Source organism: Ensifer sp. EB106-03-01-XG145 (assembly GCF_058792075.1).
Window position 1 is genome coordinate 1,011,905 of sequence record NZ_JBYTEC010000001.1, and the last position, 20,730, is coordinate 1,032,634.

A 20,730-nucleotide genomic window follows, 5' to 3' on the forward strand; every position below is an offset into this window, starting at 1 on the left:
GTCCGTTGGTTTTGATTTTTAGCGCGGGTCTGCACAGTCCACCGTTCCCGCGGGAACAGCGTCCTGCACATGCTCGTTCCATCGCCGGCGCTTTCGGGTCGGCGATCAAGCTTCGACTGTCGGCTTGAGCCGGTCCAATGCGGGCCGGGCGATCGCGGAAAAAACGGCCGGATCGGAACCGGCGACGCGCGCGGCAAGCATCGCACCATGGACGGTGGCCATCAGGGTCTCGGCCTCTGCCTTCGGCCCTCGCACCGCCTTCAGATGCCCGCTGACCACGCCGTCCTCGATCACTGCGCCGAGCCAGCCGGAAAGGTCGGCAAAATGACCGCGTACCTGCTGAACGACAGCGTCCGGCAGCGAGGGTAACTCCGAGGCGAGCAGGGCGCCAATGCAGAAGGGCAAATCCTGCCTGGCGATACAGTCTTCCCAGTAGCCGACATAGGCTTCAAGCCGCGCGACCGGATCGCTGACGGCGGCAAACAATCCCTCGACGTGGCGCCGATTGCTCTTGCGGTAGCGAGCAAGCACCATAGCCGCAAGGCCAGCCTTGGTCGGGAAGTGATGGTGGATGGTCGCCTTGCCGACGCCCAGTTCGCCCGAGATGTCGGCATAGCTGAACGCGTTGTAGCCCCGCGACACCATGAGGTGTTCGGCTGAGTCCAGGATCCTCACATAGGTATCGCTCACCATGACCAAGACTTATCAACGGGTCGGTTGAAGCTCAAGCGACGAGCGGCCGTCGATTCGCAGCTCATTGTGGCTGACGGCAGCTGGCTGCAAACGGCAGGCAGCTCGTGGTCCAGGTCGGCTCTCGGCTATTTCTTCTTTGTCGGCACGCCCACTTTCACCGTGTCGGGCGCAAGCTCGCCGCCGAGTTCGACCGTCTTCTTTTTCTTGTCGAAGACGCAGATCTGCGTGACTGCGGCCTTGGAGCCCTTTGGCGTACCGATCACCAGCGCCAGACCGAAGCTCTCGGAGCCGAAGGGATCGACGACGGCGCTGGCCTTTTGCAGGGAGGTGGCGGCCGCCAGGCACTTCTTCGAAACCTCTGCCCGGAACGTCTCCCACGCATCGCCGGAAGAGGCCGCGGCACCGGATGCGGTGAAGGCCGCAGCAGTGGAGAGAACGAGAGCGGGGAGCAAGCGCTGTGGCATGGGTGATCCTTATTGCATGATTGCAAGAGCGGCGAGGCTGCAAGCAAACCGTGGCGTCAATGTGCTCGAAAGTGTCATGCTTTCAAAATGATGTTGAAAGTATATTCCGTGGGTTGAGGAAAAATTGGCATTGCATCGGTTGCCTCCATGGGGGCTGGTGCCTATGTTCCCGCTCACAGATTTACCTGACGAAATCCCATGCCAAGAGGAGATGCCCACATGGCTTTCGAATTGCCGAACCTTCCCTACGATTACGATGCGCTGGCGCCCTACATGTCGCGCGAGACGCTCGAATACCACCACGACAAGCATCACCTCGCTTACGTGACCAACGGCAACAAGCTTGCTGAAGAAGCCGGCCTTGCCGACCTGTCGCTCGAGGAAGTCGTCAAGAAGTCCTACGGCACCAACCAGCCGCTGTTCAACAATGCCGGCCAGCACTACAACCATATCCACTTCTGGAAATGGATGAAGAAGGGCGGCGGCGGCACCAGCCTGCCGGCCAAGCTCGACGCGGCCATCAAGTCCGACCTCGGCGGCTACGACAAGTTCCGCGCCGATTTCATCGCTGCCGGCACCGGCCAGTTCGGCTCGGGCTGGGCATGGCTCTCGGTCAAGAACGGCAAGCTTGAGATCTCTAAGACCCCGAACGGCGAAAACCCGCTCGTTCACGGTGCTTCGCCGATCCTCGGCGTCGATGTCTGGGAACACTCCTATTACATCGACTACCGCAACGCCCGTCCGAAGTACCTCGAAGCCTTCGTCGACAGCCTGATCAATTGGGACTACGTGCTCGAAATGTACGAAGCCGCGGCCAAGTAAGGCGCTCGTTTTCGGTGCATGACGTTTGGACCCGGCGCTTGCGCCGGGTCTTTTCATTTGGGCTGCGCTCCGGCGATAGATGCATCAGGCCGCGGTCGGTGGCGTTTTCCAGCCGCTGACCCAGAGTTCCCTCAGGCGGTTGCCTTCGCCCGGGAAATAGGCGTCGGCGGCTTCGCAATGTTCGACGCGGTCGGCGCGGAAATTGCGGATCGCCTGCCGCAATTCGCACCAGGCAACGATGTTGGCGGTTTCCGAATAATAGATCAGCGCCACCGGCCTGATCATCCGTTCCGTCGCGCGGCCGAGTTCGTCGCGATAGTTGAGTTCGAGCTTCTGCTCGTCGCGGATCGCCCGGCGCACCAAGGCGAGATCGATGCCGGCGGGCGAGGGGGCGATCGTTCCCCAGGCATGCAGCGCCTGGGAACGGAAGGCGAGCCGGAGCGGCTCGGGCACCGCGGCTGTGATCTTCTTGTTGACGCGGCCGGCTGCCGCCTTCAGTTCTTCGTCGCCGGTCCGCGACAGCAGCGCCAGCGCCACGGCGATCGCTTCCGTTTCTTCGATCGAGAACATCAGCGGCGGCAGGTCGAAACCGGGCCTGAGGATATAGCCGATGCCGCGGCCGCCCTCGATCGGCACCCGCATCGCCTGAAGTGCTGCGATATCGCGGTAGATCGAGCGCACCGTCACCTCCAGCGTCTCGGCCATCTGCGCGCCCGTCACCGGCTTTCGCGCAAGCCTGAGGATCTGGATGATCTCGAAAAGCCGTGACGCCTTGCGCATCGAAAACCGCTCCCGTCGTCAACGCTCCTGACAATACCTTGTCAGTTGCCCGGATTTATACCATCAGCCAACGAATTGAAAAAACAGCAATTCGTCTTGAGAAATGAAAAATCGGACGACGGACAACTGACATGACCTACACGGAAAATCTCTGGCTCTTCTTCACCTTGCTGTTCGGCATCATCATCGTGCCGGGCATGGACATGGTCTTCGTTCTGGCGAACTCGCTGACCGGTGGCCGAGCCTCCGGCCTGTCGGCGACGGCCGGCATCATGGCGGGCGGCGTGCTGCACACGCTCTATGCGGCGCTCGGGGTCAGCGTCATTCTGCATCTGGTGCCTGGTCTCTTCAACGTGCTGCTCGTCGCCGGTGCTGCCTATATCGCCTGGATCGGCTTTTCGCTCGTCAGGAGTTCGATCACCATCGGCGGCATCGAAGGCTCGGGGAAGCTCTCGCGCTGGGCGAGTTTCCGGCAGGGTGCGCTGACGAGCCTGATGAACCCCAAGGCCTATCTCTTCATGCTGGCGGTCTATCCGCAGTTCCTCAAACCCCAGTTTGGGCCGATCTGGTCGCAGGCTCTGGTCATGGCCGCAATGATCGCGACAACGCAGCTCGCGATCTATGGCGGCCTAGCGCTTGCCGCCGGCCGCGGTCGTGATTTCCTGGTTGGCAGCCCCGGCGCAACGATGTGGATCGGCCGCGCCGCCGGCGTGGTGCTCATTCTGGTCGCGGCGTTCACCATCTGGCAGGGCTGGGCGAACTGATGTCCATCGTGGCCGCGAGTGAAGTATAAACATGATTATAAATGTCATATTTATACTTCTGACCGGTCGAAATCCCGGAAATACGAGGCGATCATTGGAAATTCTGCTGTCGTAACAAGCACATCAAAAAAATGTTACTTCCGCAGAATAATCAAGATGACATCATGCCGGCGCATTGGACATGAAGGCTTGCCAGGCAGATTCGCCAAACAGATTTGATTGACCGGGAGAACCTGATGAAAATACGCGCACTGATGTTGGCTGCCGCTCTTGCGGGCCTGGGGGTTACTGCCGTCACGGCAGCCGACGAGCCGCAGGTGGTTCGTCAGCAGCTGATGAAAAAGGTGGGTGCGGCGACCGGCGCGCTTGCCGGCATCGCCAAAGGTGAGAAACCCTATGACGCCGAGGTCGTCAAAGCGTCGCTGACGACGATCAGCGAAACGATAAAGACCTTCCCTGACCATTTCCCGGCCGGTTCGGAGACGGGGCATGAGACCGAGGCGAGCCCGAAGATCTGGGTAAACATGGATGACTTCAAGGCCAAGGCCGCCAAGCTCGGCACGGATACCGCGACGGTTCTGGCACAGCTCCCGGCTGACCAGGCCGGAGTCGGCGCGGCCCTTGGCGGCATCGGCAAGGACTGCGGCAGCTGTCATGAGAGCTATCGCCTGAAGAAGGATTAAGGGGCGGCGACGTCGCATCATGTTGACTAGGGAGGCACGCGACTTCGAGCCGCGTGCCTCTATCTGCATTTAGAGCCGGCCCGCCTGCGGCTAGGCATGAGGGGTGACAATGGGGCGTCGCACGAGAAAGCTGATTTCGGGTCTTGTGGTGCTGGGCGTCGTGGGTGGAGCAGCCTTCTGGTGGCTGACGAAGCCGGCGCCGTGGAGTGCGTCTCATTGGGAGGGGCTCGGGGAACCGGATCTTGCCAACGGCGAACAGGTTTTCTGGGCCGGCGGCTGCGTGAGCTGTCACGCCAAGCGGGGCGCCGAAGGTGACGCTCGTCTCGTTCTTTCCGGCGGCGCCCCGTTGAAGAGCCCGTTCGGAACCTTCCATGCGCCGAACATCTCGCCTGACGAGACCGCCGGCATCGGCGGGTGGACGCTTGCGGACTTCGGCAATGCGATGACCCGCGGCGTGGGACGCAACGGCGAGCATCTCTATCCGTCCTTCCCCTATGGCTCCTATACGCGCATGACGACCAAGGACGTCAACGATCTCTGGGGTTTCATGAAGACCCTGCCGAAGAGCGCGGACGTGGCGCCGCCGCACGAACTGCCGTTCCCCTACAACATGCGGGTGGCATTGGGCGGCTGGAAGCTGCTGTTCCTGACAGACAAGCCCCGTGTCGCGGTGGACGCCAACGATCCAAAGCTTGCCCGCGGCCAGTATCTCGTCGAGGGGCCGGGCCATTGCGGCGAGTGCCATACGCCCCGTAATGCGATTGGCGGTTTCGAGCCCAATCAGTGGCTGGCCGGCGCGCCGAATCCGGAGGGCCAGGGCCGCATCCCCGACATCACGCCCGGTTCCAAGAGCATCGGCGGCTGGAGTGCATCGGATATCGCCTCCTATCTGGAAACCGGCTTCACGCCGGAATTCGATTCCGTCGGCGGCTCGATGGTCGAGGTGCAGAAGAACATGGCGAAACTGACGCCGGCCGACCGGGAGGCGATTGCCGCCTATCTCAAGGCGGTCCCGGCGCTCTGACCCTTGATCTTCGCGTCGAGGCGCGCTCAACTCCTTCTGCATGCTTTCCCCGATCGTCACCGGTTGAGGGGAAAAACATGCAGGAATTCAAAGTGCTGCAGCGACCGTTGTGCGTCGAGAGGCGCGCGCGTTGCTGCAGGACAACGAGGAGGAGACTGAATGCGCCCACACGAAACCGTGCCCTATGACCAGTGGATCGAGCGCAGCCCCGAGGAGATGGCGACGCGTGCCGCCGACTTCTACGACGAGATCAACCGTCGGCGCACCACACGCTATTTCCGCGATCGCGCCGTGCCGCGGGAGGTGATCGAAACCTGTCTGAAGGCGGCCGGCACGGCGCCGAGTGGTGCCAATCATCAGCCCTGGCATTTCACGGTCATCGAGAGCGCCGCGATCAAGGCCGAGGTGCGCCGCGCGGCGGAAGAGGAAGAGCGCATCTTTTATCGGGATAAGGCACCGCAGGAATGGCTCGACGCATTGGCGCCGCTCGGCACGGACGAGGACAAACCTTTCCTTGAGACCGCTCCCTACCTGATCGTCATATTCTCGCAGAAGCGCGGCGGCCCCAATCCGGGCGACCTGAAGAAGAACTACTACATCAACGAAAGTGTCGGCATCGCCACGGGTATCCTGATCACGGCGCTGCATCATGCCGGGCTCGCGACACTCACCCATACACCGGCGCCAATGAGTTTCCTCAACGAGATCTGCGGCCGACCGGAAAGTGAAAAGCCGTTCCTGATCCTGGTTGTCGGTTATCCCGCCCCAGATGCGACCGTTCCGGTCGCCGGCAAGGTGAAAAAGCTGCTCGATCAGATCTCGAACTGGCTCTAGAGCATCCTGCCCTCAAGTGGAATCGCTGTGGGCAGAAAGATGCTCTAGAATCAAAGTGCTAGAGCGACCTTTTTGCGTTCATAAGAACGCACAGCGCTCTAGCGCAAGTCTCAGCCGACGCTGCCGCTTTCATTCGTCCGATGCTCGTGTCCGTAGAGCGCGAGAAAGCCGTCGAGTTCCGTCGAGCCAAGGCCAAGTCCGTGCAGGATCTCGCCGGCAAAACTGATCGGCGCGGTTCCGGCGGCAGTGACGACGTGGCCGCTGCGCAGTGCCTGCGACTGATCGCGATAGTGCGGCCCACCGCGATAGCCGGGCAGCGCTGCAAGGCTTTCGGCGCTGTTGCCGGTGTGGTCGATGCCGTTGAGAAGACCGCCTGTGGCGAGCGCATTGACGCCGCCGCAGATGGCCGCGACCACCCGCCTGTCGCGATCGAAAGCACGGATCGTTGTCGAGAGATCAGGAGCCTCATTCGTGTCCCAGATCGATCCGCCGCAGATCACCAAGCCGTCGAAGCCTGCAGGATCGAGCGCGTCGACCGACAGATGCGCCGAGACGTCGAGCCCGCCCATCGACGTCACGCGTGCGCCGTCGGCGGTGGCGACCTCGACGTCGATGCCGAGATGGGTGCGCGCCGCCGCCATCAACAGCGCACATTCCCAATCGGCGAAGCCTTCACAGAGCACGATTGCAAGACGCATCGGTCCGTCCTCATCCAAGCTTTTGCATATAGCGCATGCCGGTCACCGGGCGAGGCACGAAGCGTTCGGATTCGTAGAAATGATGCGCCTGGAAATTGCCCGTGGCGGCGCTGACCGAAAGGAAGTCGCAGCCGGCCATCTTCGCCTGCTCGCGCGCCTTGGCAACGAGGTGACGGCCGATGCCGGTGCCGCGGCTTTCAGGGCGAACGAAAAGGTGATGCAGTTCCATGCCGCGTGCGCCTTCGGCAGCCCGGTAGATCGGCACAAGAATCGCGTAACCGATCAGGCGGTTGCCGGCCTCGGCGACGAGCGCCGTGATCCAGGGCGTGCGGCCGAAGAGATCGCGTTCGAGCTGTTCGGGCGTGATCGGCGCGGCATCGCCGTGGTGGGCGGCAAGCTCGGCGATCATCTCGCGCAGTTCCGGCAGGTCGCGCTGCTTGGCGCAGCGGATCGTGACCATCGGTGGCCGTGCCGACGGCACCGGATGAAGGGTAGGGATGGCGGTCTGTAGCATGTCTTGGCTCCTCGGGTTTTCTCGCCATCAGGAGCCGGAAAAACAAAAGCCGCCTGATGGCGGCCTTGTTGAATATGATCAGCAGGCCGCTCCTATCGGAACAGCCAAAAATACGCGCGGCAAATGGGTGCGTTCTTGATCATGGGCGCTAGATTGTCCGTTTTCGCGATATTGTCAACGGGGATTTTGGGCGCGATCGAATATCGTCCGCAATCTCAGTGCTCGCTCTCGCACATCGAGTGGTCGGCCAATGCCCGGATCACGTAGCAGTCGCCCACGGTGTGATTGCCGTCGCAGGCGACGATCCGTTCAAGCTCGTGTTCCAGTTTTTTTAGTTGGGCGATTTTCTCGCGCACGGTTGCCAGGTGCTCGGTTGCAATCCGGTCGGCCTCGCCGCACGGCCGCTCCGGATGCTGGCTGAGGGCGAGGAGATCCCGGATCGAATCGATCGACAGGCCGAGATCGCGTGCGTGGCGGATGAAGGCAAGCCGCTCGAGTTCGCTTCTCTCGTAGCGCCGCTGGTTGCCTTCGGAACGCTCGGGTGCCGCGATCAGCCCCATCTGCTCGTAATAGCGAATGGTCGGAATCTTGACGCCGGTGCGCCGCGAGAGATCGCCGATGGAATACATGTCTGCCTCAAACCTATAGCTTCTAGAGCAATAGATAGTTGTGCGCTGCCTTGTGTCAATGGCAGTGGGAGGGAAGGGCCTATCTAGGCCCTTCCCGAATGCCGAGACTGTGGCCCCGGCAGCAATGCTGGCCCGGCTCAGCCGCAGTCAGGTTTGTTACCGAGGAACGAGAGCAAGACCTCATCGAAGAGATCGCTTTCCTCCAGTTGCGGTGTGTGGCCGCTCTTCTCGAAGGTTTGCACCGTCAGGTCCGCGAAGTCCTCCCGGTACTCGTCCCAGGTGGAGGCCGGCACGACGAGATAATCCGATCGGCCAAGTGCAAGCAGCACAGGTGCCGTCAGCGCGTTCAACCCCTTGCGGATATCGATGTCGCGAAAGACCTCTCCCCAGAGATGATCGAAGACCGCGTTGTTGACGGTGACATCTAGCCAAAGCGACGCCGCGTCGAAGTCCGGCTGATGCCAGCTCTTCGCGCCAAGCCGGATCAGCAGCGATTTGAACCGCTCCTCCGGCCGCGCGGCGATGTCGGCACCAAGCTTGGCCATTTCCCGTTCGAAGATCGCCTTACGCTCGGGCGAGACGGTCTCCTCCCAGATCCGGTCGGCGAGCGCCATGTGGCGGGCCGAATGGTTCGGGCCGGTCCCGACCATAACCACATGGCTGATGCGCTCCGGGTGCCGTTTGGCATATTCGAGCGCCATGTAGCCGTGGCCGGAATGACCGAGGATGGCAAACCGCTCGAGACCGAGATGCGCGCGCAGCCGGTCGAGGTCGTCGAGCACCGTCTCGAAGCCGATGTCGCCGGCGGTATATTTCGTCCATGCGGGCGCGAAGCCGCGATGGTCGATGAAGACCAGCCGCAGCTTTTCGCGAAGCGCCCTTGAGAAGGTGCGCGGATAATAGATGGCACTGCCGACGACGAGCAGCGGCGTGCCGCTACCCTCGATCGCATAGCCAAGGTCGAAGGGGCCGGCGCGAAGGCTGCCGGTTTCGGAAATGATTCCGTCTTTGGTTGTCATGTAGATGATCCCAGCGATGGCCGGTGAACGGTCATGTCAATGTTAGGCGTTCATGCGGCCGGAAAAATGCCATGCCAAAAGCCGCCGAAGGGCGGCCCGGCTCGGTGAATTTTCTGGCGATGAACGTCGCTAGCGGATCAGGCGCACGGATCTTGGTCCTCTCTTGAGGAGGGCTGGATATCATCCATTGCCGGAACGAGACAAGTCCGTCCGGCAGTGCCGCCTTTTTAGAGGGCGTCACTTGCGCTATCGGCAATGTCGGTGGCCGCGTTATCGCGTTGCTTTTCGACACTCATCGCACGTTCGATCGCCTGGCGGATTTCGTCTTCGACGGCCTTGCGCTGCTCGGAATCCATCGCCTTGAGGTCTTCCTCGCTGAGACCTAGCGACTCCAGGATCTGCGCGCGGATCTGTTCTGCCAGGCTCATCTTCGCCCGCTTCAGGAACTCGTCGCTGACCGAGTTGCCCGAGGGCGCCGCCCCTTCCTTGTCCGTGATCGAGGCGGTACCGGTTTCGTCGCGGGTCGCGGTCGCCCACAGCGCGTTGGAGAGCGCGTTCGAGGTCGACGGCGGCGCAATCGTCGGGGCTTGGCGCGGGCGCGCGTCGGTGCCGGTCTCTTCGATCGGCGAAACCGTACCCATCTGCTGGCGGCGCTGGGAGAAGTAGTAGTTCGAGATGCTGTTGTCGATCTTCATGGGAATCCCCCGGAATCTGTCGTCCGGGGGAAGCTGCTTTTGCCGGCTTGCGCGGAGCTTGCCGCTGCAACCTTCTAGCGAGAGTTAGGGATGATTCTCGCGCCTCAAGGCAGGGTGTAGGCGATGATGTAATCGCCTGGCCTGGTGCCGACCGAACCGTGACCGCCGGCGACGATCAGCACATACTGCTTGTCGCCGACCGCATAGCTCATCGGTGTCGACTGGCCGCCGGCGGGCAGGCGTGCCTCCCAGAGCTGGCGGCCGGTCGTCAGGTCATAGGCGCGCAGATAGTCGTCGACCGCGGCGCCAAGGAAGGCGAGGCCGCCCTTGGTGATCATTGGTCCGCCGATGCCTGGCACGCCCACCTTGAACGGCAATGGCAGCGGCGTCATGTCCTCGACGGTGCCATTCTTGTGCTTGTAGGCGATCTTGCCGGTTCGAAGATCCGCGCCGGCGACATAACCCCATGGCGGCGCCTGGCAGGGAATGCCGAGCGGCCCGAGGAAGGGGCCCATGAAGACACCATAGGGCGCGCCGTCGTTGCGGTTGAGGCCCTGTTCCGACCCCTTCTCGTCCTGTCCCTTTGGCGGAACGTGATCGCGAGGCACGAGACGCGAGGTGAAGGCAAGGTAGGTCGGCATGCCGAACATCACCTGACGTTCCGGATCGACGGCGACGGAGCCCCAATTGAAGGTGCCGAAGTTGCCGGGATAGACGAGCGTTCCTTCGATCGACGGCGGCGTGTAGCGCCCCTCGTATTTCAGCGACCGGAAGGCGATGCGGCAGGCAAGCTGGTCGAAGAGCGTGACGCCCCACATGTCCTTCTCCTGCAGCGGCGCAGGCATGAAGGTGAGGCCGGAGACCGGCTGCGTCGGCGCGGTGAAATCCTCAGGGATCGCTCCGCCCGGGGCCTGAACCTCCTCAACGGGGATGATCGGTTCGCCGCTCCTGCGGTCGAGCACGTAGATATCGCCCTGCTTCGTCGGCCCGACCACCGCCGGCACCACGGTGCCGTCTTCCTTGGTGATGTCGAGCAGGGCCGGCTGCGCCGGCACGTCCATGTCCCAGAGATCGTGATGTACGGTCTGCCGGACCCAGCGCACGGCGCCTGAGTTGATGTCGAGTGCAACGATTGAGGACGAATATTTCTCGACGTGCTCGCTGCGGCCCATGCCCAGTTGGTCCGGCACCTGGTTGCCCATGGGGATGTAGACGAGGCCGAGGCCCTCGTCATAGCTGAACACCGACCAGCTGTTTGGCGAGTTGGTCGTGTAGGTTTGGCCCTCGGGAAGGGGCGTCGTCACATCCGGATTGCCGCTATCCCAGTTCCAGATCAGTGCGCCGGTGTTGGTATCGAAGGCGCGGATGACGCCGGATTGTTCCTGGGTCGAGTAGTTGTCGTTGACGGCGCCGCCGATGATGAGCTTGCCGGCAACGGCCACTGGCGGTGACGTCGAATAATAGTAGCCGGCCGGATTGTACTTCATGCCCGTTTCGAGATGCAGCACGCCGTTATCGGCAAAGCTGGTGCAGACGGAGCCGGTCGCGGCGTCGAGCGCGATCAGGCGCGCATCGGAGGTCGGCAGGTAGACCCGCTCGGCGCAGGGGCTGCCCGGCGCGGCAACCGGGTCGGCCCAATAGGTGACGCCGCGGCAGGTCTGATGCTGGCGGTCGGGGTTCATGCCCGAGTTGGAATCATACTTCCATTTCTCCTCGCCGGTCGCCGCGTCGAGCGCGATCGCCCAGTTGTGCGGGGTGCAGGCATAGAGCGTGTCTTTGATCTTGAGCGGCGTAACCTGATAGGTCGTCTCCCCGACGTCGTCGGGCCGTTTGACGTCGCCGGTCTGGTACTGCCAGGCAACCCTCAGATTGCCGACATTGTCCGGCGTGATCTGGTTGAGCGGCGAATACCTTTGACCGAACGGCGTGCGCCCGTATTGATGCCATTCGCCCGGAGGCACCGAGCCTCCCAGCGGCGGGTTGGCGGCAACGATATCGCTTGGCAGATCGCCTCGGATATCGTGCGGATCCAGCATCAGGGCATAGCCCGCCACGCCGATCGAGATGAGTACGGCGATCGCCAGCGGCCAGGCGCTCACCGCATAGCGCTCGCCCGTAGGGCTCTGGAAGCCGAGTGGCTGACGGACGGCCGGCAGCAGCAGCCAGAGCCCCAGAAGCACGATGACGCCGCCGCGCGGGCCAAGCTGCCACCAGTCGAAGCCGACTTCCGAGATCGCCCAGCCGAGCGAGCCGACGATAATGAACGCATAGAGCCAGATCGCCGCCGATTTCCGCATGAACAGGAGCACGGCCGTCAGCAGCAAGCCGATACCGACGACGAGGTAGTAGGGGCTGCCGCCGAGTATCAGCAGCTTGGCCCCGCCGCCACCGAGCACGAGGCCGATGAGAGCGAAGACGATGGCCGTCAGGATGAGCATGATGGAAACTCCCGCATTGAAGAACGGTGCCGCGGCACGGTTTTTTCCATAACGCCGGTCCCCGTTCGGGGCCGCGTGAGACAGGTCGGTTTCGGAGTTGGCGGTCGCAAGCAACGTCGCGGCAGCCTGGCGTGGAATGGCGCGTTTGGCACCCTTACCGGTAGCACCTAACGCGCCGCACCTGCCTTTCAATAGCCACAATTTCGCAGCGCGGAAATTTAGAGGTATGCGATGGGGTTGTGCTCAAGGCGCCGAGGTAGCTGAAGGCAAGGCTGACATGCGCTTCGGCTCAACCCGCTGCCAGAGAAGCGGCGCTGCCTTCGCAGCGCGCAAAAACAAGAAGATAGAGCGTTTCGGTGAATCAATACCGGAGGAACTGTGCGGGATCGCTTCAAGGCGACGTTGCATCAGCTGGCTTGCTTCAGGCGGCGGTCAAGTGCCGCAGAAGGTTCGCTGCACTTCCTCTTCGGGCTTTGGCGGCTCCTGGTAGGCGGCAAATTGCGGTTGATCCTCGGAGGGCTTCGCGGTGACGTCGATCAGCGCTTCGAACAGCGAAAAGTCCGCGTCGTCGGTTGCCGCCGCGATCGCCTGTTCGATGCGGTGATTGCGGGGGATGTAGGCGGGGTTCACGGCCTTCATCGCCGCCGAGCGCGCTTCGGGCGTTGCCGTTTCGCGGGAAAGCCGTTGGCGCCAGTCCTGAAGCCATGGCTGGATTGCCTCGGCCGAGGCAAAGGTAGCGCTGACCATCGCATCGCCTGCCGGATCGCGGGCACTGTCGCACAGCCGCCGGAAGGTGAGAGTGAAATCGGCCTCGCCTTTGTGCATGGCGGTCAGCAGTGATTGCACGAGATCGAGATCGCTCTCTTCGCTCGTGGCCAGTCCGATCTTGGCCCGCATGCCGTCCAGCCAATGGCGCTGGAAGATTGCGCCGTATTCGCCGAGCGCATCGTTGGCCAGTTCGACCGCCGTGTCCGCATTATCGTCGAAGAGCGGCACCAGGGTCTCTGCGAGGCGGGCGAGGTTCCACTGGCCGATGCCGGGTTGGCTCGCATAGGCATAACGGCCGATCTGGTCGATCGAGGAGAACACCTTCCTGGGGTCGTAGGCGTCCATGAAGGCGCAGGGGCCGAAGTCGATCGTCTCGCCGGATATCGTCATGTTGTCGGTGTTCATTACGCCATGGATGAAACCGACATGCAACCAGCGGGCGATCAGCTCCGCCTGGCGCGCGGTCACCGCCTTGAAGAAGGCGAGATACGGCCGGTCCTTGTCCTTGATGTCGGGATAGTGCCGGTCTATCGCGTAATCGGCGAGGATCTTCACCGAAGCCATGTCGCCGCGCGCAGCGAAGAACTGGAAGGTGCCGACGCGCATGTGGCTCGCGGCAACGCGCGTAACGATGGCGCCGGGCAGGATCTGTTCGCGATAGACGGGCTGGCCGGTGACGACGGCCGCCAGCGCCCGTGTCGTCGGGATACCCAGGGCAAACATCGCCTCGCTGACGATATATTCGCGCAGCACCGGCCCGAGCGCCGCGCGACCGTCGCCACGGCGTGAAAACGGCGTCTGGCCCGGTCCCTTCAACTGAATGTCGCGCCGCGTTCCGTTTCGATCGATCACTTCGCCGAGCAGGATCGCCCGGCCGTCGCCAAGCTGCGGCACGAAGGTGCCGAACTGATGGCCGGCATAGGCCATGGCAAGCGGTTCGGCGCCAACAGGCACATGGTTTCCGGAGAAGATCTGTGCACCTTCGCGCTCGAGTGCGGCGACGTCGAGCCTGAGCTCCTCTGCCAGGGACTTATTGAGCTTGATCAGCCAGGGTTCGGCAACAGGGGTCGGCTCGACGCGGGCGAAGAACTGCTGTGGCAGCCGCGCATAGCTGTTGTCGAAGACAAAGGCTTCAGCATTTCCGGTCGGTGAGGGGGGAGCGTAGTTCATGATCAAGCGGTCAACGGCGTCTGCCGGGATAACCCGGGGCCGTCCTTTCCGCCCAAGTCTACACGAGATCACGATGATTGTGGGTCGGCGCGGCCAAAAATCATCGTGATCGATTCTTGGAAGTGAGCGGGATGCGGGCGGAAAGCCGCGCACGCATTCCTCATCCCTAACACTATGGCTTTGCGGGAGCCCAAAAACGCGGCGCCCTCCCGCGATTACTCGCGAGAGGGCCGGGAGGGCGAGGCCCCGTGCCTCAGGCGCTCAGCGCCGTCGGTGGAAGGCAGGCCTCGCAGATTGCCGCGATATGGCGATGATCGGTGCCGCAGCAGCCACCGAGGATGCGCAATCGTGGCAAATGCGCTGTCAGTGTTCTGTACCGCTGCCCGAGGTCGGCGGGATCGCCGGCATCGAGCGTTTCGCTATTGTCGAGTTCAGCATGGCTCATCATCGAGGCGTTGGCCCGGATGCCGGCAATGCGTTGCGTCCAGGTGCCTTCGGCGTCGAGGATTGTTTCGAAGTGGCTCGGATGGGCGCAGTTGATCATGTAGTAGTGCGGATAGCCGCCGGTCGCAGCGTCGACGGTCTCGATTGCTGTCTGAAGCGTGCGGCCGTCCGGTAGCCGACCATTTGTCTCCACCGTGAAGGAAATGGCGCAGGGCATGCCGTGGCTCTGGGCCGCACGGGCAATGCCGGTCGCTTCGTCGATGCTAGTCAGCGTATAGGCGCTCACCATGTCCGCATCGCTGACGGCAAAGGCCGAGATTTGCGGCGAATGGTAGTCTTCGGCCTCGTCAGGGCTCATACGGCCCAGGCGGTAGCCGTCGCCACGCGGCCCGATCGCCCCGCTGAGCACGATCGGTGCCTGCGGGCGCTCATATTCGCCGCGCAGTTCCGCAAGCATGTAGACGGCATTCTGGTTTGTGACGGCCAGTGCCTCGTCATTGTAGCCAAGCTTTACGCCCCAGTCCGAGCTTGCCCGCCATGTGGGCGTATCGAGCACGAAGCCGATGCCATGTTGCTGAGCGATCGCGAGGTAGCGCGCGTAGTAGCTCAGCAACCGACGCCGCCCATCGGCGGTCGAAAGCAACACGAAGGCTGCGAAGTGTGGAAGCGTGACGCCTTCGTGGAAAATCAGCGTCGTCTCCATGCCGCCGTCGCTCAGGAACAGCCCACCCTTCAAGAGTGGCAGGCTCCGTCGGTATTTGGCCATGTCGGTCTCCACCGGTTCAGTCTTGCTGATGGGGCTCGGGGACGCCTCCAATCCCGCAGAACCACGTAAATTACTGCCTTTTTATCGTCTTCTAAACTAGACGACTTAAGGTATACTATTGCTAATATATCCGCATATTGTAGCGAAATCAGTCACTTACTGCGTTGGTTCCGTCACGGCGTCGTCGGCTGATGGCCCCTTCGTTGTCGGAAACCGCACCAATGGTAGGGCAGCCGCTAATGCGAAAGGGTGAGGAAACGCGAGCGAGAATCCTCGACACCGCGGAGGCGGCGGTGCTGGCGAAGGGTTTCGGCGCGACCTCGATCGACGAACTGATCGCCGAGATCGGCATTACCAAGAGCGGGTTCTTCTACCATTTCCGTGACAAGAACGAACTCGCCCGGGCGCTGCTCGAACGCTACATCGAGAACGACGAGCGCATCTACGATGAGATCTTCGGTCGAGCCCATCAGTTGGCCGACGACCCGCTGCAGGCGTTCCTGCTCGGTTTGAAACTGCTGTCCGAAACTCTGTCCGACCTGCCGAACGGCCACCCCGGATGTCTGGTTGCGGTGATGTGTACCCAGGAGCGCGCCTTCGATCGCGAGATTCAGGAAATCAACCGGCAGGCGGCGTTGGCGTGGCGTCGACGCTTCGGCGCGATGTTCGCGGAGATCATGCGCGTCTATCGGCCCCGCGAACCGCTGGATGTCGATCAATTGGCCGACATGGTTTCGACCGTGCTCGAAGGCGGCATCATCCTGTCGAAAGCGCTGAAGCAGCCCGAAAGCCTGCCGCAGCAGTTGCTCGTACTCCGATCCCTGGTCCGGCTGCTGTTCCAGCCGGCCGCCGCCTAACCTTCCATCTCAAGCGCCAAAGCGGCGAGCTTGCGCACCGTATTGAAGTTGCGCGCGGTGCCGGCCTTTGCCGCCGGCAGCTTGAGCTTCGAACGTCCCGAGCCATTGGGGAAATGAATGTAGATTTCGTGTCCAGCCAACCGCACTTCCTCATCATCCGGGGCGACAAGCTTGTCGAGCGCGTCCGCGGGTGCGGGCTCCGAGAGGAACACGATGTGCAGCAGGTTGGGTTTGGCGTCCGGGAAAGGGGCGCGATCGGCGATCGCCTGCAATTGTGCGCCGGTCCGGACCATCACGCCCGGCGCCTTCCCGAACTTTTCGAGAAGGGCGCCGTCCAGCATTGCTGCTGCTTTGGCTGCCGGCAGATCCGAGCGGAACAGGACGTTGCCGCTCTGGATGTAGGTCTTGACGTCGGCAAAGCCGAGCCCCTCGCAGATTGCCTTCAGGTCTGCCATGGCGAGCGAAGTCGTGCCGCCGACATTGACGGCACGGAGCAGGGCGACATGGACGGGCATGGCAGTGCCTCCTAGATCACGATGATTTTGGGTCGGATCGACCCCAAATCCATCGTGATCGATTCCATAAGCTAGAGCGGGATGCGGGCGGAAAACCGCATACACTTTTCCTCATCCCGCAATGGTTACATCCTGCCGGCGACCTTGATCGCAAAGGCATACTCGAAGGCGATCTCTTCGAGCCGCTGGAAGCGCCCGGACGCGCCGCCATGGCCGGCATCCATGTTGGTCTTCATCAGGATCGGTTCGCTGCCGGTGGTCTTCTCGCGCAGCCGCGCGACCCACTTTGCCGGCTCCCAATAGGTGACGCGCGGATCGGTGAGGCCACCGAGCGCGAGGATCGCCGGGTAGGACTTTGCGCCGACATTGTCGTAGGGCGAGTAGCCGGCGATGATGTCGTAGAATTCGCGGCTTTCGATCGGGTTGCCCCATTCCGGCCATTCCGGCGGGGTCAGCGGCAGCGTGTCGTCGAGCATGGTGTTGAGCACGTCGACGAAGGGCACGGCGGCGATGATCCCGGTGAACTTCTCCGGAGCCATGTTGGCGATAGCGCCCATCAGCATGCCGCCGGCCGAGCCGCCCTCGGCAACGATCTTTGCGTAGGATGTGAACTTCTGCTGATTCAGATAGTCAGCGGCGGCGATGAAATCCTTGAAGGTATTGGTCTTCTTGGCCATCTTGCCGTCTTCGTACCAGGCAAAGCCGCGATCCTTGCCGCCGCGAATGTGGGCAATGGCGTAGACGAAGCCGCGATCGGCGAGCGACAGGCAATTGGTGTTGAAGCCGGCCGGAATGGTGATGCCGTAGGCGCCATAGCCATAGAGCAGGCAGGGGGCGGAGCCGTCGAGCGGCGTGTCCTTGCGATAGAGCAGCGTCACCGGCACTTCAGTGCCGTCCCAGGAGGGGGCGAAGACGCGCCGGGTGACATAGTCGTCCGGGTTGTGGCCGGAAGGCACCTCCTGGGTCTTCAGCAGCGTGCGTTGACGCGTCGCCATGTCGTAGTCGAAGAGCTGCGACGGCGTCGTCATCGAAGAGTAGGAGAAGCGGATGACGTCGGTATCGTATTCGGCGGCACCCGATAGGCCGAGCGAATAGGCCTCTTCGGCAAAGGCGATCGCATGTTCCTCTCCGGTCTTTCGGTCGCGGATGACGATTTCCGGCAGACCTTCGCGCCGCTGCAGCCAGACGAGATGACGGGCATAGGCCATGTGGCTGAGGATCAGCGTGCCGGGCTTGTGCGGCACCACCTCGCGCCAGCTCTCTTTGCCCGGTGCATTTACCGGCGCTTCCAAGATCTTGAAGTCCTTGGCGCCGTCGGCGTTGGTGAGGATGTAGAAGACGTCGCCGCCCTCGGTCATCGAGTATTCGAGCCCTGTGACGCGCTCGGCGACGAGCTTCGGTTCTGCCGTCAGGTCGCTGGTCGAAAGCAGCCGATATTCGCTCGTCTCGTGGTCATGGATGTCGATGTAGATGAAGTCGTCGAGCAGCGAGCCGCCGACCGACATGAAGAACCCCGGATCCGCTTCCTCATAGACCAGCCGGTCGTCCGCCTGGTTGGTGCCGAGCACGTGATGGAAAATCTTCGAAGGCCGGTGGTTGTCGTCGAGCACGGTATAGAAGAAGCTTTTGCCGTCCGGCGCCCAGGCGCCGCCACCGCCGGTGTTCTCGATGATATCGGTCAGGTCCTCGCCGGTGGCGAGATCGCGAACCCTCAGCGTGAAATATTCCGAGCCCTTGTCGTCATAGCCCCAGATTCCAAGGCTGTGGTCGGTCGAGTGGTCGAGACCCGCGAGGCGGAAATAGGCCTTGCCCTCGGCCTCCTTGTCGCCGTCGAGCAGCAGTTGGCGGATCGCCTCGTCCTTGTGGTCGCCGTTGCGCGGAATGCGGAAGTAACGCGGCTGCTCGCCGCCGGTGACATAGGCGTGGCCATAGGCAAACGGGCCGTCCTTGACCGGTATCGAGCTGTCGTCTTCCTTGATCCGGCCGCGCATCTCGGCAAACAACGCCTTTTGCAGCGCCTTCGTGTCGTCCATGGCCGCGTTCATATAGGCGTTTTCCGCTTCCAGGTGCTTGCGGATTTCCGGATCGAGGATCGAGGGATCGCGGAACATCGCCTGCCAATTGTCGGCGCGCAGCCAGGCATAGTCATCGGTACGGGTGATGCCGTGGCGCGTGTCGCTCACCGGCTTTTTTGCGGCGACGGGAGCTTTGGGGAGGTTGCTGAATACGGACAAGATGCGTCTCCGGGATCAATGCGGCGGGAGACAATGAGATAGAGAGCCTGCTGATGGGGATCAAGCGCAAAGGCTGGCAGCGGCCGAGCGTTCGCCGTTCTCTGGAGGCGGCCTTCCCCCTTGAGATGGGGGAAGGCCCTGCCATTCTTACGTTTTCGTCTTCGCCTGCCGCCGGTATTCCTCAACCGGCAGTCCGCCGACACCCCAGTCTTCGAGCGCTACCTCGTCTATGACGACGAAGGTGGTGGCGGGATCCTTGTTGAGTACGGTCTGAAGCAGATCGGACACGCCCTTGATCAGGGCGGCCTTCTGCTCGGCGGTCGCGCCCTCGCGGGTAATCTTGATGTTCACGTAAGGCATATGCCCCTCCTTACTTCGCGGGTTTGATGTCGTAGTGGAAGACCTTGGCGATGATCTGCCAGCGTCCTTCGACGAAGACAAGAGACAGAAGATCGGTGAAGGCCTTTTCGCCGATAGCGCATTGAACCTTCGCAAGTGCCGCCACCGGTCCCGCAAATTCGATGGAAAGGATCCGGTCTGCACGCACCTCACCACGACTGGCGGGCGAGGGGCGCTTGTCGACAACAGGAAAATATCGCTCCATGTCGAGCTCGAACAGGGAACCATCCGTCGCCGTGGCGTAGAGCGCTTTCGGATGGAAGACCTGCCTGAGGAGGCCGGTGTCGCTCCGGTAGAGCCCATCGAAGTAGCCTTGCAGCACCTCGATGACGGCGCCGAAGCGCGGATCGTTCGATGAGCCGCTCATGCCGCGATCAGCCCTTCGGCTTTCATTGCCGCCTGCACGGAGGGGCGCTGGCCGACCCGCTGCATATAGGCTGTCAGGTGGGGCCAAGGGCCAAGCGAAATACCCGTGACGCTCGTCCAATTGACGACGGTGAAGAGATAGGCGTCGGCTACGGAAAAAGCGTCTCCGAGCACATGGGCGCGACGATCGGATAGCAGCGTCTCGACGTTGCCGAGGCGTTTGCCGACCTGCGCTGCGGCGGCTTCCTTTGCGTCGGCGCTCGCCGTCTTGCTGAACAGTGGCGAGAACGCCTTGTGCAATTCGGAAGCGATGAAGTTCAGTTGCTCCTGCAGGCGAGTGCGCTCCAGCGTACCGTTGGCGGGCGCCAGCCCGGCCTCAGGAAAACGGTCGGCAATATATTGCACGACGGCCGCACCCTCAGTGACGACGTCGCCGGTTTCCAGCACCAGCGCCGGCACATAGCCTTTGGGATTGATCGCCTTGAAATCGGCGCCGCCTTCGGTGAGGTGGGTCGTGGTGTCGACCTTGACGATCTCAAAATCGACGCCGGCCTCGCGCAGGCTGATATGGGGCGAGAGCGAGCAGGCGCCGGGGGCATAAAAAAGCTTCATGGCCAAATTCCTTTTGCAATGGTGGTCTCTGTCGAAGACGGGCGGAACCTAACCTCAGGCGATAACTTTTGTATATGAGATAACTTTATGTTACCGATGTTTCCGGTTTCCCCGCGGTAACTGGAGAATTTTGCCCATGAGCTTGAAAATTCGAAAGAATAGGGCCGCCCCCTTGCCGCCTACCTGCCCGGTCGGCGAGTGCATGGTCATGCTCGGCGGCGCCTGGGCGCCCAACATCATCTGGTATCTGAGCGGCGGTCCGCGTCGCTTCAGTGAGCTCAAGATTGATATCCCCGGGATATCGGCGAAGGTGCTGAGCACACGACTGAAGGAGATGGAGGAGAAAGGCGCGATCGAACGGCGGATCGTGCCAACGTCACCGCCTTCGGTCGAATACAGGCTCAGCGACCTCGGTGAGGAATTCGTGCCGGCGATCCATGCGATCGTCGAAGTCGGCAATAAACTCAAGCTTCGCCGCGAGGCAAAGCTCGCGGAGGAAGCCGACCGGCAGAATGTCCCGCAGGCGGTGCCCGCCTTATAGC

The 20,730-nt window shown here is 62.2% G+C and carries 24 protein-coding genes; 8 read left to right on the forward strand and 16 right to left on the reverse strand.

What is annotated here, in order from left to right:
* Positions 1 to 105: 105 nt before the first annotated feature.
* Together AC3WWH_RS04910 and AC3WWH_RS04915 are read right to left on the reverse strand one after the other, a co-directional pair.
* Positions 106 to 693, reverse strand: coding sequence for a TetR/AcrR family transcriptional regulator (locus AC3WWH_RS04910; protein ID WP_058320331.1), 588 nt, complete (start codon positions 691 to 693; stop codon positions 106 to 108).
* A gap of 125 nt (positions 694 to 818) precedes the next feature.
* Positions 819 to 1,157, reverse strand: a complete 339-nt coding sequence (locus AC3WWH_RS04915) for a hypothetical protein (RefSeq protein ID WP_058320330.1) — start codon at positions 1,155 to 1,157, stop codon at positions 819 to 821.
* Between the two features lie 219 nt (positions 1,158 to 1,376).
* On the opposite strand from AC3WWH_RS04915, the gene AC3WWH_RS04920 reads away from it, so the two are divergent.
* The gene (locus AC3WWH_RS04920; RefSeq protein WP_057250491.1) at positions 1,377 to 1,979 is read left to right on the forward strand and encodes a superoxide dismutase; all 603 of its coding nucleotides are present in this window, start codon (positions 1,377 to 1,379) and stop codon (positions 1,977 to 1,979) included.
* 84 nt (positions 1,980 to 2,063) lie between these two features.
* Here AC3WWH_RS04920 and AC3WWH_RS04925 read toward each other — a convergent pair whose 3' ends face one another.
* The gene (locus AC3WWH_RS04925) at positions 2,064 to 2,759 is read right to left on the reverse strand and encodes a helix-turn-helix transcriptional regulator (RefSeq protein WP_113398727.1); all 696 of its coding nucleotides are present in this window, start codon (positions 2,757 to 2,759) and stop codon (positions 2,064 to 2,066) included.
* A gap of 131 nt (positions 2,760 to 2,890) precedes the next feature.
* Between AC3WWH_RS04925 and AC3WWH_RS04930 the strand changes: the two genes are divergently transcribed.
* The 4 genes from AC3WWH_RS04930 (at position 2,891) to AC3WWH_RS04945 (ending at position 6,064) form a co-directional block, all read left to right on the forward strand.
* Complete coding sequence (locus AC3WWH_RS04930) at positions 2,891 to 3,523, forward strand: LysE family translocator (RefSeq protein ID WP_057250487.1); 633 nt, start codon at positions 2,891 to 2,893, stop codon at positions 3,521 to 3,523.
* 236 nt (positions 3,524 to 3,759) lie between these two features.
* Positions 3,760 to 4,206, forward strand: a complete 447-nt coding sequence (locus tag AC3WWH_RS04935; RefSeq protein ID WP_057250485.1) for a c-type cytochrome — start codon at positions 3,760 to 3,762, stop codon at positions 4,204 to 4,206.
* A gap of 109 nt (positions 4,207 to 4,315) precedes the next feature.
* Positions 4,316 to 5,230, forward strand: a complete 915-nt coding sequence (locus tag AC3WWH_RS04940; RefSeq protein WP_058320329.1) for a cytochrome c — start codon at positions 4,316 to 4,318, stop codon at positions 5,228 to 5,230.
* Between the two features lie 159 nt (positions 5,231 to 5,389).
* Complete coding sequence (locus AC3WWH_RS04945; RefSeq protein WP_058320328.1) at positions 5,390 to 6,064, forward strand: nitroreductase family protein; 675 nt, start codon at positions 5,390 to 5,392, stop codon at positions 6,062 to 6,064.
* Positions 6,065 to 6,174: 110 nt separating this feature from the next.
* Here AC3WWH_RS04945 and AC3WWH_RS04950 read toward each other — a convergent pair whose 3' ends face one another.
* Together AC3WWH_RS04950 and AC3WWH_RS04955 are read right to left on the reverse strand one after the other, a co-directional pair.
* Complete coding sequence (locus tag AC3WWH_RS04950) at positions 6,175 to 6,762, reverse strand: DJ-1/PfpI family protein (protein ID WP_058320327.1); 588 nt, start codon at positions 6,760 to 6,762, stop codon at positions 6,175 to 6,177.
* A 10-nt stretch (positions 6,763 to 6,772) separates the two neighbouring features.
* Positions 6,773 to 7,276, reverse strand: a complete 504-nt coding sequence (locus tag AC3WWH_RS04955) for a GNAT family N-acetyltransferase (protein ID WP_058320326.1) — start codon at positions 7,274 to 7,276, stop codon at positions 6,773 to 6,775.
* Here AC3WWH_RS04955 and AC3WWH_RS04960 point away from each other — a divergent pair.
* Positions 7,275 to 7,415, forward strand: a complete 141-nt coding sequence (locus tag AC3WWH_RS04960; protein ID WP_156432985.1) for a hypothetical protein — start codon at positions 7,275 to 7,277, stop codon at positions 7,413 to 7,415. The two genes, AC3WWH_RS04955 and AC3WWH_RS04960, sit on opposite strands and share 2 nt — an antisense overlap.
* Positions 7,416 to 7,491: 76 nt before the next feature.
* Here the strand turns inward: AC3WWH_RS04960 and AC3WWH_RS04965 are convergent, their stop codons facing one another.
* The 6 genes from AC3WWH_RS04965 to AC3WWH_RS04990 form a co-directional block, all read right to left on the reverse strand.
* Entirely contained in the window at positions 7,492 to 7,905 is a 414-nt protein-coding gene (locus AC3WWH_RS04965) for a MerR family transcriptional regulator (protein WP_058320325.1), read from the reverse strand.
* Positions 7,906 to 8,042: 137 nt separating this feature from the next.
* A complete protein-coding gene (locus AC3WWH_RS04970) occupies positions 8,043 to 8,924 on the reverse strand; it encodes an alpha/beta fold hydrolase (RefSeq protein ID WP_058320324.1) in 882 nt (293 codons plus the stop codon).
* Positions 8,925 to 9,151: 227 nt separating this feature from the next.
* Complete coding sequence (locus AC3WWH_RS04975) at positions 9,152 to 9,619, reverse strand: hypothetical protein (protein WP_058320323.1); 468 nt, start codon at positions 9,617 to 9,619, stop codon at positions 9,152 to 9,154.
* Between the two features lie 104 nt (positions 9,620 to 9,723).
* Positions 9,724 to 12,057: a glucose/quinate/shikimate family membrane-bound PQQ-dependent dehydrogenase gene (locus AC3WWH_RS04980; protein ID WP_373419797.1), complete on the reverse strand. Its 2,334-nt coding sequence runs from the start codon at positions 12,055 to 12,057 to the stop codon at positions 9,724 to 9,726.
* A 432-nt stretch (positions 12,058 to 12,489) separates the two neighbouring features.
* Positions 12,490 to 13,995, reverse strand: a complete 1,506-nt coding sequence (locus AC3WWH_RS04985) for a protein adenylyltransferase SelO (RefSeq protein ID WP_058320517.1) — start codon at positions 13,993 to 13,995, stop codon at positions 12,490 to 12,492.
* 253 nt (positions 13,996 to 14,248) lie between these two features.
* Complete coding sequence (locus AC3WWH_RS04990; RefSeq protein WP_057250471.1) at positions 14,249 to 15,205, reverse strand: homocysteine S-methyltransferase family protein; 957 nt, start codon at positions 15,203 to 15,205, stop codon at positions 14,249 to 14,251.
* A 239-nt stretch (positions 15,206 to 15,444) separates the two neighbouring features.
* On the opposite strand from AC3WWH_RS04990, the gene AC3WWH_RS04995 reads away from it, so the two are divergent.
* On the forward strand, positions 15,445 to 16,062 hold the full coding sequence (locus tag AC3WWH_RS04995; RefSeq protein WP_057250469.1) for a TetR/AcrR family transcriptional regulator: 618 nt from the start codon (positions 15,445 to 15,447) through the stop codon (positions 16,060 to 16,062).
* Here the strand turns inward: AC3WWH_RS04995 and AC3WWH_RS05000 are convergent.
* The 5 genes from AC3WWH_RS05000 to gstA all read right to left on the reverse strand — a co-directional run bounded on the left by AC3WWH_RS05000 (position 16,059) and on the right by gstA (position 20,188).
* Positions 16,059 to 16,577 (reverse strand): DUF1697 domain-containing protein, encoded by a 519-nt coding sequence (locus AC3WWH_RS05000; RefSeq protein WP_058320322.1) that lies wholly within the window; start codon positions 16,575 to 16,577, stop codon positions 16,059 to 16,061. The genes AC3WWH_RS04995 and AC3WWH_RS05000 overlap by 4 nt on opposite strands.
* Before the next feature lie 125 nt (positions 16,578 to 16,702).
* A complete protein-coding gene (locus tag AC3WWH_RS05005; protein WP_058320321.1) occupies positions 16,703 to 18,811 on the reverse strand; it encodes a S9 family peptidase in 2,109 nt (702 codons plus the stop codon).
* A 147-nt stretch (positions 18,812 to 18,958) separates the two neighbouring features.
* The gene (locus tag AC3WWH_RS05010; RefSeq protein WP_058320320.1) at positions 18,959 to 19,171 is read right to left on the reverse strand and encodes a tautomerase family protein; all 213 of its coding nucleotides are present in this window, start codon (positions 19,169 to 19,171) and stop codon (positions 18,959 to 18,961) included.
* A gap of 10 nt (positions 19,172 to 19,181) precedes the next feature.
* Positions 19,182 to 19,577 carry a nuclear transport factor 2 family protein gene (locus AC3WWH_RS05015; protein WP_058320319.1) on the reverse strand — a complete coding sequence of 132 codons (396 nt, stop codon included), beginning with the start codon at positions 19,575 to 19,577 and terminating at the stop codon, positions 19,182 to 19,184.
* Positions 19,574 to 20,188 carry a glutathione transferase GstA gene (gene gstA, locus AC3WWH_RS05020; RefSeq protein ID WP_058320318.1) on the reverse strand — a complete coding sequence of 205 codons (615 nt, stop codon included), beginning with the start codon at positions 20,186 to 20,188 and terminating at the stop codon, positions 19,574 to 19,576. The genes AC3WWH_RS05015 and gstA overlap by 4 nt, the downstream gene beginning before the upstream one ends.
* Positions 20,189 to 20,324: 136 nt before the next feature.
* Here gstA and AC3WWH_RS05025 point away from each other — a divergent pair, with 136 nt between their 5' ends.
* Positions 20,325 to 20,729 carry a winged helix-turn-helix transcriptional regulator gene (locus AC3WWH_RS05025; RefSeq protein ID WP_058320317.1) on the forward strand — a complete coding sequence of 135 codons (405 nt, stop codon included), beginning with the start codon at positions 20,325 to 20,327 and terminating at the stop codon, positions 20,727 to 20,729.
* Position 20,730 lies beyond the last annotated feature (1 nt).

What these genes read in the sequence shown, in the direction of transcription:
- AC3WWH_RS04910 (WP_058320331.1), bottom strand. Translation starts at nt 693, where the DNA reads ATGGTGAGCGATACCTATGTGAGGATCCTGGACTCAGCCGAACACCTC.
- AC3WWH_RS04915 (WP_058320330.1), bottom strand. Translation starts at nt 1,157, where the DNA reads ATGCCACAGCGCTTGCTCCCCGCTCTCGTTCTCTCCACTGCTGCGGCC.
- AC3WWH_RS04920 (WP_057250491.1), top strand. Translation starts at nt 1,377, where the DNA reads ATGGCTTTCGAATTGCCGAACCTTCCCTACGATTACGATGCGCTGGCG.
- AC3WWH_RS04925 (WP_113398727.1), bottom strand. Translation starts at nt 2,759, where the DNA reads ATGCGCAAGGCGTCACGGCTTTTCGAGATCATCCAGATCCTCAGGCTT.
- AC3WWH_RS04930 (WP_057250487.1), top strand. Translation starts at nt 2,891, where the DNA reads ATGACCTACACGGAAAATCTCTGGCTCTTCTTCACCTTGCTGTTCGGC.
- AC3WWH_RS04935 (WP_057250485.1), top strand. Translation starts at nt 3,760, where the DNA reads ATGAAAATACGCGCACTGATGTTGGCTGCCGCTCTTGCGGGCCTGGGG.
- AC3WWH_RS04940 (WP_058320329.1), top strand. Translation starts at nt 4,316, where the DNA reads ATGGGGCGTCGCACGAGAAAGCTGATTTCGGGTCTTGTGGTGCTGGGC.
- AC3WWH_RS04945 (WP_058320328.1), top strand. Translation starts at nt 5,390, where the DNA reads ATGCGCCCACACGAAACCGTGCCCTATGACCAGTGGATCGAGCGCAGC.
- AC3WWH_RS04950 (WP_058320327.1), bottom strand. Translation starts at nt 6,762, where the DNA reads ATGCGTCTTGCAATCGTGCTCTGTGAAGGCTTCGCCGATTGGGAATGT.
- AC3WWH_RS04960 (WP_156432985.1), top strand. Translation starts at nt 7,275, where the DNA reads ATGTCTTGGCTCCTCGGGTTTTCTCGCCATCAGGAGCCGGAAAAACAA.
- AC3WWH_RS04955 (WP_058320326.1), bottom strand. Translation starts at nt 7,276, where the DNA reads ATGCTACAGACCGCCATCCCTACCCTTCATCCGGTGCCGTCGGCACGG.
- AC3WWH_RS04965 (WP_058320325.1), bottom strand. Translation starts at nt 7,905, where the DNA reads ATGTATTCCATCGGCGATCTCTCGCGGCGCACCGGCGTCAAGATTCCG.
- AC3WWH_RS04970 (WP_058320324.1), bottom strand. Translation starts at nt 8,924, where the DNA reads ATGACAACCAAAGACGGAATCATTTCCGAAACCGGCAGCCTTCGCGCC.
- AC3WWH_RS04975 (WP_058320323.1), bottom strand. Translation starts at nt 9,619, where the DNA reads ATGAAGATCGACAACAGCATCTCGAACTACTACTTCTCCCAGCGCCGC.
- AC3WWH_RS04980 (WP_373419797.1), bottom strand. Translation starts at nt 12,057, where the DNA reads ATGCTCATCCTGACGGCCATCGTCTTCGCTCTCATCGGCCTCGTGCTC.
- AC3WWH_RS04985 (WP_058320517.1), bottom strand. Translation starts at nt 13,995, where the DNA reads ATGAACTACGCTCCCCCCTCACCGACCGGAAATGCTGAAGCCTTTGTC.
- AC3WWH_RS04990 (WP_057250471.1), bottom strand. Translation starts at nt 15,205, where the DNA reads ATGGCCAAATACCGACGGAGCCTGCCACTCTTGAAGGGTGGGCTGTTC.
- AC3WWH_RS04995 (WP_057250469.1), top strand. Translation starts at nt 15,445, where the DNA reads ATGCGAAAGGGTGAGGAAACGCGAGCGAGAATCCTCGACACCGCGGAG.
- AC3WWH_RS05000 (WP_058320322.1), bottom strand. Translation starts at nt 16,577, where the DNA reads ATGCCCGTCCATGTCGCCCTGCTCCGTGCCGTCAATGTCGGCGGCACG.
- AC3WWH_RS05010 (WP_058320320.1), bottom strand. Translation starts at nt 19,171, where the DNA reads ATGCCTTACGTGAACATCAAGATTACCCGCGAGGGCGCGACCGCCGAG.
- AC3WWH_RS05015 (WP_058320319.1), bottom strand. Translation starts at nt 19,577, where the DNA reads ATGAGCGGCTCATCGAACGATCCGCGCTTCGGCGCCGTCATCGAGGTG.
- gstA (WP_058320318.1), bottom strand. Translation starts at nt 20,188, where the DNA reads ATGAAGCTTTTTTATGCCCCCGGCGCCTGCTCGCTCTCGCCCCATATC.
- AC3WWH_RS05025 (WP_058320317.1), top strand. Translation starts at nt 20,325, where the DNA reads ATGAGCTTGAAAATTCGAAAGAATAGGGCCGCCCCCTTGCCGCCTACC.